The organism is Hymenobacter sediminicola (genome assembly GCF_014250515.1).
Taxonomy (GTDB): Bacteria; Bacteroidota; Bacteroidia; order Cytophagales; family Hymenobacteraceae; genus Hymenobacter; species Hymenobacter sediminicola.
On record NZ_CP060202.1, the window covers coordinates 905,413 to 919,098 of the forward strand.

Annotated in this window: 14 protein-coding genes; 6 read left to right on the plus strand and 8 right to left on the minus strand. The window is 56.8% G+C overall.

What is annotated here, in order from left to right; all coding sequences use genetic code 11:
* Positions 1-93: 93 nt before the first annotated feature.
* On the minus strand, positions 94-2,328 hold the full coding sequence (locus H4317_RS03890; RefSeq protein WP_185888845.1) for a S9 family peptidase: 2,235 nt from the start codon (positions 2,326-2,328) through the stop codon (positions 94-96).
* Between the two features lie 155 nt (positions 2,329-2,483).
* On the opposite strand from H4317_RS03890, the gene H4317_RS03895 reads away from it, so the two are divergent.
* Both H4317_RS03895 and H4317_RS03900 read left to right on the plus strand, forming a co-directional pair.
* Positions 2,484-3,389 (plus strand): LysR substrate-binding domain-containing protein, encoded by a 906-nt coding sequence (locus H4317_RS03895; RefSeq protein ID WP_185888846.1) that lies wholly within the window; start codon positions 2,484-2,486, stop codon positions 3,387-3,389.
* A gap of 101 nt (positions 3,390-3,490) precedes the next feature.
* Entirely contained in the window at positions 3,491-4,546 is a 1,056-nt protein-coding gene (locus tag H4317_RS03900) for a YeiH family protein (protein ID WP_185888847.1), read from the plus strand.
* Between the two features lie 90 nt (positions 4,547-4,636).
* On the opposite strand, the gene H4317_RS03905 is transcribed toward H4317_RS03900, so the two are convergent.
* A complete protein-coding gene (locus tag H4317_RS03905; RefSeq protein WP_185888848.1) occupies positions 4,637-4,813 on the minus strand; it encodes a hypothetical protein in 177 nt (58 codons plus the stop codon).
* Positions 4,814-4,948: 135 nt separating this feature from the next.
* Here H4317_RS03905 and H4317_RS03910 point away from each other — a divergent pair, with 135 nt between their 5' ends.
* The 4 genes from H4317_RS03910 (at position 4,949) to H4317_RS03925 (ending at position 8,390) form a co-directional block, all read left to right on the plus strand.
* Positions 4,949-5,194, plus strand: a complete 246-nt coding sequence (locus H4317_RS03910; RefSeq protein WP_185888849.1) for a hypothetical protein — start codon at positions 4,949-4,951, stop codon at positions 5,192-5,194.
* 51 nt (positions 5,195-5,245) lie between these two features.
* Positions 5,246-5,971, plus strand: coding sequence for a hypothetical protein (locus H4317_RS03915; RefSeq protein WP_185888850.1), 726 nt, complete (start codon positions 5,246-5,248; stop codon positions 5,969-5,971).
* A gap of 175 nt (positions 5,972-6,146) precedes the next feature.
* Positions 6,147-7,250 (plus strand): SHOCT domain-containing protein, encoded by a 1,104-nt coding sequence (locus H4317_RS03920; protein ID WP_185888851.1) that lies wholly within the window; start codon positions 6,147-6,149, stop codon positions 7,248-7,250.
* 81 nt (positions 7,251-7,331) lie between these two features.
* Positions 7,332-8,390, plus strand: a complete 1,059-nt coding sequence (locus H4317_RS03925; protein WP_185888852.1) for a DUF3089 domain-containing protein — start codon at positions 7,332-7,334, stop codon at positions 8,388-8,390.
* 543 nt (positions 8,391-8,933) lie between these two features.
* Here the strand turns inward: H4317_RS03925 and tsf are convergent.
* The 6 genes from tsf to H4317_RS03955 all read right to left on the minus strand — a co-directional run bounded on the left by tsf (position 8,934) and on the right by H4317_RS03955 (position 13,646).
* The gene (tsf, locus tag H4317_RS03930; RefSeq protein ID WP_185888853.1) at positions 8,934-9,770 is read right to left on the minus strand and encodes a translation elongation factor Ts; all 837 of its coding nucleotides are present in this window, start codon (positions 9,768-9,770) and stop codon (positions 8,934-8,936) included.
* Between the two features lie 138 nt (positions 9,771-9,908).
* Positions 9,909-10,676 carry a 30S ribosomal protein S2 gene (rpsB, locus tag H4317_RS03935; protein ID WP_185888854.1) on the minus strand — a complete coding sequence of 256 codons (768 nt, stop codon included), beginning with the start codon at positions 10,674-10,676 and terminating at the stop codon, positions 9,909-9,911.
* A gap of 18 nt (positions 10,677-10,694) precedes the next feature.
* Positions 10,695-11,081, minus strand: coding sequence for a 30S ribosomal protein S9 (rpsI, locus tag H4317_RS03940; protein ID WP_185888855.1), 387 nt, complete (start codon positions 11,079-11,081; stop codon positions 10,695-10,697).
* Between the two features lie 33 nt (positions 11,082-11,114).
* The gene (gene rplM, locus H4317_RS03945) at positions 11,115-11,567 is read right to left on the minus strand and encodes a 50S ribosomal protein L13 (RefSeq protein WP_185888856.1); all 453 of its coding nucleotides are present in this window, start codon (positions 11,565-11,567) and stop codon (positions 11,115-11,117) included.
* A gap of 193 nt (positions 11,568-11,760) precedes the next feature.
* Complete coding sequence (locus H4317_RS03950) at positions 11,761-12,474, minus strand: RluA family pseudouridine synthase (RefSeq protein WP_185888857.1); 714 nt, start codon at positions 12,472-12,474, stop codon at positions 11,761-11,763.
* A gap of 80 nt (positions 12,475-12,554) precedes the next feature.
* On the minus strand, positions 12,555-13,646 hold the full coding sequence (locus H4317_RS03955) for a sensor histidine kinase (RefSeq protein ID WP_185888858.1): 1,092 nt from the start codon (positions 13,644-13,646) through the stop codon (positions 12,555-12,557).
* Positions 13,647-13,686: the final 40 nt, after the last annotated feature.

Consider the following 13,686-nt stretch of genomic DNA (forward strand, 5'->3'; position numbering starts at 1 on the left):
TTGCGCGAATTTCGTTTCAGAACCTTACGGGCCTGAACACTAAAAAGCCCGCCCGAAGTAGTTTCGGACGGGCTTCGCTATAGGTCGTGTCTATTACTTGGCTGCCTGGCCTTCCGGCTTCAGCGAGCGGGCCAGCCAGTCGAAGAACACCCGGTTCCAGAGCACCGAGTTCTGGGGCTTGTTTATCCAGTGGCCTTCGTTGGGGAAGTACAGAAAGCGGCTCGGGATACCGCGCAGCTGCGCCGTTCCGAAGGCCTCCATGCCCTGGTCTTCGGGCACCCGGAAATCTTTGCCGCCGTGAATGACCAGGATAGGCGTATCCCAGTTTTTAGCAAACAGCTGTGGGTTGAATTCTTGGTACGTGCGGGCTACGCTGGCCTTGCGGCTGGCTTGCGCCTGCGCGTCCTTCATTCTGGACTGCGCCGCCAGCGCATCACCGCTGTCGGCGCCATCTGCCATAGCTTCGGCCGTAGCATCGGCTGCGTCTCGTACTGCATCAGCAGCTTCTTCCATAGCATCGGCTGCCTCTTCACCTGACAAAGACTTGGTTGGAACGTCCCACGGTGCGCCGCCCAAATCCTGATTCGCAAAGAACATTTCTTCGGTGGTAGGGTACCAGCTGGTCAGGTTGTAAAGGCCACAGTGGGCAATGAAGGTCTTGAAGCGGCCTTCGTGCTTGCCGGCCAGAAAGTACACGGAGTAGCCACCGTAGCTGGCCCCCACGCAGCCGCGCCGGTCCTTGTCCACGTAGGGCTCCTGGCTCACGGCATCAATGGCCGACAGGTAGTCCCGAATCGGCTGGCCGCCCCAGTCGCCGCTGATGCTGTTGTTCCACTCCGTGCCGAAGCCGGGCAGGCCGCGCCGGTTGGGAGCTACCACAATGTAGCCGTTGGCGGCCAGCAGCTGGAAATTCCAGCGGTACGAGAAGCTCTGCGTGATGGGGCTTTGCGGCCCGCCCTGGCAATAAAGTAGCGTCGGGTATTTCTTGCTCGGGTCGAAATCAGGCGGATAGATAACGTACACCTGCATCTGCTTGCCGTCGGTGGTTTTCACCATGCGGGCTTCGGTACGGCCGGTTTTTACACCCGCCAGCTCCTGTTGGTTGATGTTCGTCAGGGGCGTTTCGCGGCCGGTTTTCAGGTCTACGCGCACGAGGTCGGCGGGCTGGGCTTGGGTGGTTTTGTTGGCTATTGCTACGTCTTTGCCCGCCAGCTCGAAGCCATTGTAGTTGAACGCCCCCTTGGTCAGTTGCTTACTGCTGCCGCCTTTGCTTGGTACCGCAAAAATATGCTCTGTACCGGCCAGCACGCTCACGAAATAGATGGTCTTACCATCGGCGCTCCAGCGGATGTTGCCGGCCGCCTGCTCCGAGCCGGCCGTAATATCCTGCCGCTTCTTCGTTTTGAAGTCATACACCACAATGCCGTTGCGGTCCGACTCGAAGCCGGGCGTGGCCATGCTTAGCCAGGCTACTTTCGAGCCGTCGGGCGAGAAGGCCGGTTCCGTATCGTAGCCGCCCAGGCCGGCGCTCAGGTTCTGCGTCTGCCCGGTGCGTACGTCGTAGAGGTAGATGTCGGAGTTGGTGCTGGTGGCCTCGGCTTTGCCCGTAAACTTGCGCGACGTGTAGGCCAGCCGGTAGCCATCCGGCGCTAAGGCCAGCTGCTCGGAGCCGCCCATAGGCTGTAGCGGCGAGTCGAACTTCTCACCGCTCATCACATCCTTGCCGTAGCCGGTGGGCTTGCCATCGTCCCCGATAGGCTGGAAAAACACGTGCGACACCTTCAAATCGTCCCAGGCGTTCCAGTGACGGTAGTTCAGGTCGTCGATGATTTTGGCGTCGGCTTTGGGCAGATCGGGGTACCAGTCCTGCACCGATTTGCCGGTTTTTACGTCCTGCGTATACAGAATAAACTTGCCGTTGGGCGCGTACTTCAGGTTTGCCAGGCCTTCTTCCGGAAAGCTGCTCAGCAGTTGCTTGCCGCTGCCATCGGCATTCATTACATAGAGCTGGTCGGTGCCACTTTCCCCGCTCAGGAAGGTCAGCTTACCATCGGCACGCCAGTTAAGAGTGTTTTCGGAGCCGGGCGTATTCGTAAGCTGGCGCGCCGCACCGCCTACTACCGGCACTACCCAGATGTCGGTGTTGCCTTGGTTTTCGCTCAGGTTGTAGCGCGTTACGGTGTAGGCCACCGTTTTGCGGTCCGGCGACACCTGCATTTCGCCAAGGCGGCCCAGCTTCCAGAGCAGCTCAGGTGTGTATACTGTAGCTTGTTGGGCTGAAACGGCCAGCGGCAACAGCGCCAACACGGTCAGGAAAGATTTTTTCATACAGTAAAAAGTGCGCTACACGCACCGGAAAAGAGTGGGAATAGTGCCGAACAATGAAGTAGGCCAGCGCAAGGTAAAAAACCTACTGCCTTGTTTGCGTACTTCGCCCACCGCACCACTGCCAACACTGGCGGGCGTGTGCCATGCGTTCTGCTATGCCCGATTTCCGTCTTCGCGTTTTCCAGTCTGTGGCCCGGCACCTGAGCTTCACCAAAGCGGCGCAGGAGCTGTTTATCACTCAGCCGGCTATCACCAAGCATATCCGGGAACTGGAGCGCAGCTACGGGCAGCGGTTGTTTGAGCGGCGCGGCAACCGGGTCAGCCTCACCGAAGCCGGCCGCCTGCTGCTGCTACACGCCGATGAAGTGGAGGCGCTGCACCAGCAGCTCACCGACCAACTCTACGCCCTCCATGACGAAACCGCGGGCCGTCTGCGCCTGGGCGCCAGCACCACATTGGCCCAGTACGTGCTGCCGCCCATTCTGCCGGGTTTTCAGCAGCGCTATCCGCAAGTGCAACTCAGCTTGCTCAACGGTAACTCCGAGCAGATTGCCGAGGCCCTGCTCCACGGCCACCTCGACCTGGGGTTTGTGGAAGGGCAGGTGCGCAGCCGCGACCTGCATTACGAACTGCTGCTGCACGATGAGCTGCAGGTAGTGCGCAAAGCCACCCCGCTAGGGCCGCCCACCGAGCCGATGCCGCTGGCCACCATGCTGCAGCAGCCACTGGTGCTGCGTGAGCGGGGCTCCGGCACCTTGGAAGTGCTAGAGTTTGCACTACGTGAGCATAACATTAAGCCATCAAGCCTGCGGGTTGCCTTTTACTTAGACAATACCGAAGCCATCAAGTCCTACCTCGAAGCATCACCCGATTGTCTGGGAGTCGTGTCGAAACGGGCGCTGGCAAAAGAGGTAGCCGCCGGCTGGCTGGAAGTGGTTCCGGTACAGGACCTGCATCTGCCGCGCCACTTTGATGCGGTGTGGGTACAGGGGCAGCCATTATCGGCCCAGGCACAACGCTTCCTCAGCTTTGCTCGCAAGCAGTTGGAGACTGCTGAGTAGAGACTTACAGGTGCAATTGAACTCTGGCTCATATAACCTGAAGTAATAGCTGATAAACATTATTGATTATCGGTAGGGTGGGGGACTACGTACCTTTGGCTATGCTTACCAACGGTCCACCCGCCGTGAAAATCACCCACCCCGCTCCCCAATACGCACCCACCCGCTCGGAACGCGCGCAGAGTATTTCTGCCGCGTTCCTCTCGCGGAGCTTCGCACTGGGCCCACTGCAGCTTACGCCCCGGATACTCGTGTTTCTGGCCGCCTTGGCTATTTGTGTGTCGCCGTGGGGCTCGCCGCCGCTGGCGCTAGCGTTGGGCCTGCTGGTGGCACTCGCCATTGGCAACCCATTTCCGGCCCAGAGCAAGCGCTACACCAGTAAGCTGCTGCAATGGTCAGTAGTAGGATTGGGCTTCGGAATGAATGCGCAGCAGGCGTTGCAGGCTGGTTGCGAAGGACTGCTGTTTTCGGTAGCTTCCATAGTGGGTACGCTTACACTGGGCTATTTTGTGGGCCGCTGGCTGGGCATCGACCGGAAAACGTCCCACCTGATTTCGAGTGGCACTGCCATCTGTGGTGGCAGCGCTATTGCGGCGGTAGGGCCTGTGCTACGGGCCGAAGAAGGCCAGATGTCGGTAGCGTTGGGCACGGTGTTTATTCTGAATTCGGTGGCGCTGTTTCTGTTTCCGGCCATCGGGCATGGGCTGCACCTAAGCCAGAATCAGTTTGGCCTCTGGGCCGCCATTGCCATTCACGATACCAGCTCGGTGGTAGGAGCAGCCAGCCATTACGGCAGCGAAGCCCTACAGATTGCTACCACTATAAAGCTGGCCCGCGCTCTCTGGATTATTCCGGTGGCGCTTGGCACGGCCTTCCTATTCAAAACGCCGGGTGCCAAAATCAAGCTGCCCTATTTCATTCTTGGCTTCATCGGAGCCATGCTGCTCAATACCTACGTGCCGGCGCTGAAGCCACTGGCGCCGTATGTGGTGCAGCTGTCCAAAATTGGGCTGACGCTGACGCTGTTCCTAATTGGAGCCGGGCTGTCGGCACCGGTGCTGCGCTCCGTGGGGGTGCGGCCGTTCGTGCAAGGCGTTTTGCTCTGGATAATCATTTCCAGCGCCTCGCTCTGGGTAATTCTACGCACTGTAGTATAGCCGCCAACCAGTATTATAGCTGAAATCCGCGGCTTCGCCTGACTAAATTCAGGTGAAGCCACGGATTTTTAGTTGTGAGCTGCTATAAACTTATTTCTTGCGGCCAGAGCCGCTCTTTTTACCGCCGCCGTCCTGCTTGTTGACGGTAGCCCAGGCGCGCTTTTCGGCCTCGTCTTCCGATACGCCGCGTTTCTCGTAGCTTTCTTCGATGTGCTCAGCCTGCCGCTTCTGCTTGTCGGTATAGGCCGATTTGTCTCCTTGGGGCATGATGAAGAAAATGAAAAGTGAAACAAGAAGTTGTTTGTTGCTCTACGCGCCGCCCGGGCAGGTGTTATGATGAGCTTACGTGGGTCGTTGCGCCGGGCTACCTATCTTCGCCACTCCTAAGCCCACACGTTTACCATGCGCCAGCTAGCCGATATTCCGCACCCCGAAGCCAAAATCACGCTTTTCTCCTGGAACGGCAAGTACCTGATTAAGCTGGAAAAAGGCCAGCTGGAGCAAACCTACAAGGTGAGCGAGCTAGACGTGACCAGCGACGAGGACGTGCGTGAACTGCTGGACAGCGAGTTTCTGCAGGCTGCCATATCCCGCTTCGCCCAAATGCGCGACGACCTGCAGGCTTCCTTCGACCGGCACGGTCTGTAAGCCAGGCGCTACCGCAACTCTTTATAGCTGATTTTTCCTATATTCCCTGACATGAAAAACTCTATTCTCTGTCTTCTGCTGCTAGTGGTGGCCAGCGTTACACAGCCGGCTGCCGCGCAGCTCTACGATGTGCGCCAAAGCAGCATCAACCACGAAAAGCGGGAACGGTCGGCGCTGAAAGTACAGATAGATGGTACGCCGGAATGGACGCGTGACTTCTGGCAGTCCTGGCTGAAAGACACCTACAATATCAAGGTGAAAGGCAATGGCCTGCTGGGCGTGGGCAAGCGCGACATTCTGGTGGCCAAGCAGGTGCCGGCGTCCAGCGTCTCGGGCAAGCTGATTGATCTGTACGCACTGGTAACGGCTCCTTCCGACACCGTTACTGAACTGGCCGTATTCGCAGCTTTCGACTCCGACACCTATTTCGACCCCGAAAAAACGCCCAGCGAGTACGCGGCGTTGCGCAATATCGTTACCAACTTCGCTTCGGCTGCGCGCTTGAAGGCTTACCGTGAGCAGATTGCGGTGGCCGAAAAAGAACTGCGTGAAACCGAAAAAGAGAAGGAGCGCCTCGAAAAGGAGCGCGTGAGCCTGAGCGCCAACACGCAAAGCAACCTCGACAAGATTGAGGCCCTGAAAAAGCAGAATGCCGAGAACAAGGTCAAATCCAGCCAGGACTCGGTGCAGCTCATTACAAATGCGCAGCTGCTAGAAACCCGCAAAGCCAAGCTGCAGCGCCGCCGCGACCGGCTTTCCACACTGGACAAGAAGTAGCCGGTGCCAACGCCTGCTCGACAATATCCCCGTTATCTGCTGGGCAGGTATCGGGGATATTGTGCATTGAAGCTGCTACCCGGTTGCTTCACCCAGACGGGTTGTTATGCGTAGAAGCGGCAAGTGAGTGGCTGGCCAGTTGGCCGGCGTATCTGTAAAGTCAGTAGTGAAGAATATGGAAAAAGACCCGTCGCCGCTCGATACCCTGCGGCAACTCAAAGAGTGGCTTGATGCCGGTACTATCACGCCGCAGGAGTTTGCTGCCCTCAAGCAGAAGCTGCTGTTCAACGAGGCGGGCAGCACCCCGACTTTGCCGGTGGCCGCTACGCCCGAGCCGACCACGATAGCGCCGGTAGGAGACCCTATGCTGCCACCAGTAGTACATCATACTACCCCCGAGCCATTGCCTCCTATTGGGGCACCGTCTGCCCCGGCTTCGCCTTCCGAATCAATAAGCCGACCCATCATAGCTGGCCGGCCCGAAGCCTCGCCTTCAGCTGCTGAGCCAGAGCCGTATTCGGCCGCCGCTACCACCGACACCGACGAGGTAGAAGACGCACCTTACACTGCGCCCGCCAAAAGTCCGTTAGGAACCATCCTCATTATTGGTGGTATCGTTGCCTTGTTGGCTTTGGTTGCTTACCTAATGCTAGGTAACCGTGAGTCGGAGCGCCTGACCAGTACTTCTCAGACGGCTGCCGACTCATTGGCCGTGACACCTGACGTAGGACCCCAGGCCGAGCAGATAGACTTGCCGCCTGCTGCCGTGCCCGAAACGGTGCGCGTGGCGCCTGTGCTGCCGCCTGTTGCTCCGCGTGATTCAGTCGCCACCACACCAGCCCCGTCAGCCCCCACTGAAACACCCACTGCCGCAGACGAAGCGGGGAGTGAAGCGCGTGTGCAGCAGACACTGGAGGCCTATTACACGGATCTGCAGGCAGCTCCTTTTAGTGCCGCGCAACACTTTGCTCCTAACGTAGAGCGGTTTTATACCCTGTCTGGCACTACTCCTCAGGCTATTGAGGCGGAGTTAACCCGGACGCACTTTCCGGAGTTCACAGAAGCTTCCACCCAAATTGAGCCCGGCAGCCTGAAAGTAGGACCCGTAGCCAACGATGGGTCTCGCTTGATTACGTATCTGGAGAAGAGCCAAGCCTTCCGGCAGTCGTTGCAGAAGCACCAGCAGACGACGGCGCAGGTGCGGGTGCGGCTCGATAAGAACCTCAAAATCGTGTATCTGCGGCAGGAAAAGCTGCTCGAAAATACGTTCACCGACTAGCCTGCCGTACCTTTGCGGCCGCCTACCGGACGCGCGTCGCCGAAGTTCGGTGGCGCGCGTTTGTGTTCTGTATGTTCCCGTATGAAGTACGTTGCTTTTCCCCGTACAGGCCTGCTGGTCCTGCTTTTGCTGCCGTTGCTGGGCTCCTGCCTGAAAGTTATTAAGCCGAGCCGCGAATTTGCGCGCTACCCCACACCTACCGCCCCCGACTACGCCCAGCCCGACAACTGGGCCGCACTGCCCACCCGCCGCGACTCCGCCGATGCCGTGCCCTCCCGTACCAGCCTTCGCGACCAGCAGGCCAGTGCCTCTGTTGACGTGTTTTTCGTGCATCCGACGACGTATTACCGCCGTGGTTCCTGGAACGCCGATGTGGCCGATGCCCGCGTGAACCAGTTCACGGACCGCAGCACCATCCGCAAGCAGGCTTCGGTGTTCAACAATGTTGGCCGCATCTACGCGCCGCGCTACCGGCAGGCCACGTTGTTTTCCTTCTTTGATGAAAACAGTGAAAACGGCAAGGAAGCACTGGAACTAGCATATAGCGACGTAAAAGCCGCTTTCGAGTACTACTTGGCGCACTACAACCAAGGCCGGCCGTTTATTGTGGCGGGCCATAGTCAGGGTACTTTTCATGCCACGCGTTTGCTGCGCGAAATGGTTGATCAAAACCCGAAGCTGCGTCGCCACCTGGTGGCGGCTTACCTCATTGGTTTCAACGTGAAGCCCACCGAGTACCAACTCCTCAAGCCCTGCGAAGACTCCACCCAAACCGGTTGCTATGTGGCCTGGAACTCTGTGGAGTGGGGCAATGACTATCCACCGTTCCAAGGCGGCGTAGCCGTAAATCCGCTCACGTGGCGCACCGATACGGTGGCCGCACCTACCTCGCTCAACCTCGGTGGCACACCCTACGAATTCAACCGGATTGATACCGCCGTAGCTGATGCCAAGGTGCACGACGGTCTTGTATGGCTGCATACTCCTAAGCCCAGCGGTTACCCCCGCTTCCTGCTGCCCGGCCGCCCCGAGTTGCGTCACTCCTTTCACATCGCCGACTACGCGCTGTATTACCTGAACATCCGCCAGAACGCAGCCGCGCGGGTGCGGGCGTATACCAGTCAGGCTCACCGCCCGTAATCATACCTCATGAAAAACATAAACTGGCCCCGCACCCTGATTGGATTGCTGTTCTTCATACTGCTAGCAGTGCTGGCCAAGAACTTAATAGGAGGCGCTAGTCGGCGGAAGACTTTGCCCCCAGCTACCCAGAGCCGCTAGTTGTTCAATTGATTCTACCTTCCAGAAACATGTCAAATACTTTCCGGAAGTGACTTAGGTAGCCTTTGGGGCCTATTTGATTGTAGGCTTCGATGTTTGTCCAGAACCCTTCTTCATCGAAGCCAACGAAATCTGTAGCGGCCTGCAAAGCAAAATTATGCAGCAGATAGGCCACCGAACCGGAATACCTGAGTTGATTATCCCGCAGCTCAGCTGTTCAGTCAGTAGGTAAAGCCGATTCAAAAATCGGAGTAGTCCGAATGTCAAGCAGAAACTGATACAGCAAGTACCGGTACGCATTCTTTCTTCTCTCTGCCATAGCTGCTTTTTGAATTGTAAATAAACAAAAAGCCCCGCTGGCACAATGCCAGCGGGGCTTTTTGATAGGGCTAAGCGGGGAGCTTAGGCACCAATAGCAACACGCTTGAAGTCCGTTACCGTCATGCCTTTCGACGTTTTGTCGAGCAGCTGGGCAATGGTCATCGAACTGTCTTTCACGAACTCCTGGTTGAGCAGGGTGTTCTCTTTGTAGAACTTGTTCAGCTTGCCCTGCGCAATTTTCTCCAGCATCGCCTCGGGCTTGCCTTCGGCACGCGCCTGCTCTTTGCCGATTTCAATTTCGCGCTCCGTAACGGCCGAATCCACACCGTCTTTGTCAACGGCTACGGGCTTCATGGCTACGATTTGCATAGCTACGTCGCGGCCTACGGCAGCAATGTCAGCACCACCTACGTTCTTCAGGCCTACGAGTACGCCTTTCTTGTTATCGGAGTGAATGTAGGAAGCAACTTTCTCAGCCGTCAGCGTGGCGTACGTTACGTCCAGCTTCTCGCCGATTTTGCCCATCAGGTCGGTGATGTGCTCCTGAATAGTCAGGCCATCTTCTTCCTTGGTAGCCAGCAGATCTTCTTTGGTAGCAGCGTTCGTGCGAACGGCAGCGTCCAGAATACGCTGAACCAGCTCACGGAAGTTAGCCACTTTCGCTACCGATTCGGTTTCGCAGGCCAAGGCTACTAGTTTGCCGGTCGTGCCGTCTTCGCTTACGCTCACGGTCACAAAACCTTCCGACGTTTCGTTTTCAGCGCGCTTGTCAGCAATTTTCTGACCCTGCTTGCGCAGAATGTCGCGGGCTGCTTCGAAGTCGCCATCGGCTTCGGTCAGCGCTTTTTTGCAATCCATCATGCCTGCACCGGTCATGGTGCGGAGCTTGTTCACGTCTGCGGCGGTAATTGCTGCCATTGTTGTGAGGGTATATGAGGGGTGAGGGTTATAATCAGGGTTGATGCCGGCTAGCTAGGTAGGGAAGCCGACAAAAGAAAAGGGAACACCGGAGCCGAGTGCTTCGCATGTTCCCTTTTCGAAGGAGGGGCGATGAGCCTATTCTTCGGCGTTCTGCTTCTCCTGGATGCCTTCGTCTTCGGCCTGCTTCTTGTCGGCATCTTCTTTGTCGACCTTACGCTCCGAAAGACCTTCTTCGATGGCCTTACCAATCACGCTCACGATGAGCTGGATTGACTTCGAGGCGTCGTCGTTGGCCGGGATTGGGAACTGCACCAGCTCGGGGTTCGAGTTCGTGTCGCAGATAGCGAATACCGGAACACCCAGTTTCTGGGCTTCTTTCACGGCAATGTGCTCACGTTTTACGTCTACTACGAACAGAGCAGCAGGCAGGCGGCTCAGGTCGGCAATGCCACCGAGTACACGCTCCAGCTTCTCCCGCTCGCGCGACATCATCAGTTTCTCACGCTTAGCAAGTGCCGCGTAAGCCGTATTTTCCTTCACCATCTTGTCGATGGTGCTCATTTTCTTCAACGACTTGCGCACGGTAGCGAAGTTGGTGAGCATGCCGCCCAACCAACGGTCGGTTACGAACGGCATTTTCAGGCGGGTAGCCTCTTCCGTTACGATTTCCTGCGCTTGTTTCTTGGTAGCCACGAACATCACCTTACGGCCGCTCTTAGCAATGTTGCGGATAGCCGCAGCAGCCTGGTCGAGCGAAACGAGGGTTTTGTTCAGGTCAATAATATGGATGCCGTTCTTCTCCATGAAGATGTACGGCGCCATTTTCGGATCCCACTTGCGCGTAAGGTGACCAAAGTGGGCACCGGCATCAAGCAGTTCTTTATAGGTGGTGGACTGAGCCATAATAAGTTTCCTCTGGGATTAGCGTTTCGAGAACTGGAACGAGCGACGTGCTTTGCGCTTGCCGAATTTCTTGCGTTCCACCATGCGCGGGTCACGGGTCAGGAAGCCTTCTTTCTTCAGCGCTGGGCGAACCTCAGCGTTGTCGCCTACGAGAGCTTTCGAGATGGCCAGACGGATGGCTTCAGCCTGAGCCGAGATGCCACCACCGCGCACGTTTACCTTAATGTCGTACTGGCCGACTTGCTCGACAGTAGCCAAAGGCTGGTTCACGATGTTTTCCAGGAGCTCATTGCTGAAGTACGCTTTGATGTCCCGGCCGTTGATAGTGATATTCCCTTGCCCGGCCTGCATGTAAATGCGGGCCACCGAGGTTTTTCTTCTACCAGAGGTGTTGGAGATTTCCATTAAGTGAAGAATTAAAGAGAGGCCGAATTCGGCTTAGAGGTTTTTCAGTTCAACAGCTTTGGGCTGCTGGGCTTCGTGTGGGTGCTGGTCGCCTTTGTACACATACAGGTTGCGGAACTGCTCGGCACCGAGCTTGTTGCCCTGCAGCATGCCTTTCACGGCGTGCTCAATCACGCGGGTTGAGTCCTTGGCTTTCTTATCGCGCAGGTTGATGCGCTTCTGACCGCCGGGGTAGCCCGAGTGGGTGATGTAGATTTTGTCGGTCAGCTTCTTGCCCGTAACGTAGAGCTTGTCGGCGTTCAGAACAATTACATTGTCGCCACAATCCGAGTTAGGAGTGAACGAAGGTTTGTGCTTGCCACGCAGCATGTTGGCAATCTGGCTGGCCAGACGGCCCAGCGGCGCAACACTGGCATCAACCACGACCCATGCCTTATCGGCGTTGGCTTTGTTGACGGATACCGTCTTGAAGCTCAGATGATCCATTGGGGAGGAGGGTAAGCGTTTGGAAATGAGGAGAAACCGGATACGGTCCGGGAAAAACGGACACAAAGTTACCGCCTTTCAGCGTATTTGCAAGGGCAATAGTAATATTTGTGCCTGAGTAGCACCTACTTTAGTATCAGTAGCAGGATACCAAAAAACCGCTAACCCAGCCTGTGCTACTCGCTTTTTGAGCTTACTGATACTGCCGAAGCGTATCCACCAAGACCCGAAAATCCTTGGGGTAAGGGGCTTCAATGGTAATGCTTTCACCATCCATTTTGGCGAAAGTGAGGCTGGCGGCGTGCAGCGCGAAACGCTTGATGAAGGGTTGTTCCTCCTCGCCCTCCTTCATGTTGAACTTCTTTTTCAGCGAAGACAAATAGAATTCTTCGCCACCGTACATCGTGTCGCCGATGATGGGAGCCTGCAGATAGGCTAGGTGCAACCGGATCTGGTGCATGCGCCCCGTGATGGGCTGGCACTCCAGCAACGTGTGCTTGGCATAGGTTTCCAGCGTGCGCACTAATGTCACGGCGGGCTTGCCCTTGAATGCCAGACGAGCCTTTCCTTTGGTGGTTGTTTCAATGCTTCGCTCCACGCGCAGACCTTCGTACTCATGTACGCCCCAAGCAGCGGCGTGGTACACTTTCTTCACCTTGCGGTCTTCGAACTGCATAGCCAAGTGGCGGTAGGCCGCCGGGTTCTTGGCTAGCGCCAGCGAGCCGCTGGTTTCCTTATCGAGGCGGTGGCAGGCTTGCACATCGTCGTATCGCTCGCGGGCCAGACGCAGGATATTGGGCGCACCGCCAAACCGTTCGTCGAGCGTGGCCAGAAAAGGAGGTTTGTTGATGACGATATAGTCTTCGTCTTCGAACAGAATCAGGTCTTGGAAATCGGGTAGCTTCATAAAGAGGCCACAAAGGTAATGGATTGAGAGGAGCGGGAAAGCACCTTGGTATGCGCCAAGTGTCCGTTCCTGCTCTATAGCTATTCACCTATGACCTTATCGGCAGGTATCTGGGGCGGTGCCGGGGTGCGGGGTTTGGGCAGTTTGAACTCCAGCGTGGTGCCCTGCCCCATTTCGCTTCGCACCCGAATGACGGACTTGTGCGCCTCCACGATGTGCTTGCTGATGGCCAGCCCGAGGCCCGAACCGCCGGAGTCACGGGAGCGGCTCTTGTCAATACGATAAAACCGCTCAAAAATGCGGTTGAGGTGCTGTTTGGGAATTCCTTCGCCATCATCACGGACACTGATACGGACGCTTTTGCCGCTTTCCACGAGGCTCACGACTACATGACCGTTTTCGCGCCCATACTTAATGGCATTGTCGATGAGGTTGATAAGTACTTGCCGGATGCGGCTACGGTCGGCCAGTACCCGAACGCCGGTTTGCGGCGCAGTAGGCGGGAATATTTCCAGACGCACGGCCCGTTGGCTTGCTTTCAGTTCCAGTTGTTCGAAGATGTCCTGCACCAGTTCTGCCACGTCAAAACTCTGGCGGCGCATCCGGACTACCCCCTTTTCCAGCTGCGAAATGGTTACCAAGTCTTGTACCAGCGTGTCAAGAGCATCGAGGCTGGTAGCGGCTTTACGGAGGAATTTGGTGCGTACAAACTCGTCGATGTCATCATCATCCAGCACGGTATGCAGAAACCCCTGCGCCGCGAATATGGGCGTTTTGAGTTCATGCGAAACGTCGGCCAGAAACTCGCGGCGCAGGGCCTGCAGGCGCTTCAGTTCATCTATTTCCTGCTGTTTGCGCTGGGCCATGTCTATAATTTCCTCTCGCATGCGCTTGAGGGGTTCCGGGCGGAACAAAAACTTGTTCGACATGCGGCGGAACTCCTTGCGCTTAATTTGCTCCAGACCGGCGTAGATGTTGTTGATCTCCCTGAAAATAAGGGCTTCAAACATCAGGTATATCAGTAGAAAACAGGCTGCCATGGTGATGCCGGCTGCCAACACGCCCTGTTGCAGCGGCAACGTTGGTGCCACCCACGCCAGCGCCGTGAGTACGCACGCCACCAGCATCGAGAGCAGCAGGGCAATGGTACGGGAGGAAATAGTGAGGCGCATGCAGAAAGAAAGTAAAGCGCATCAAGGAACGTTATGCAGC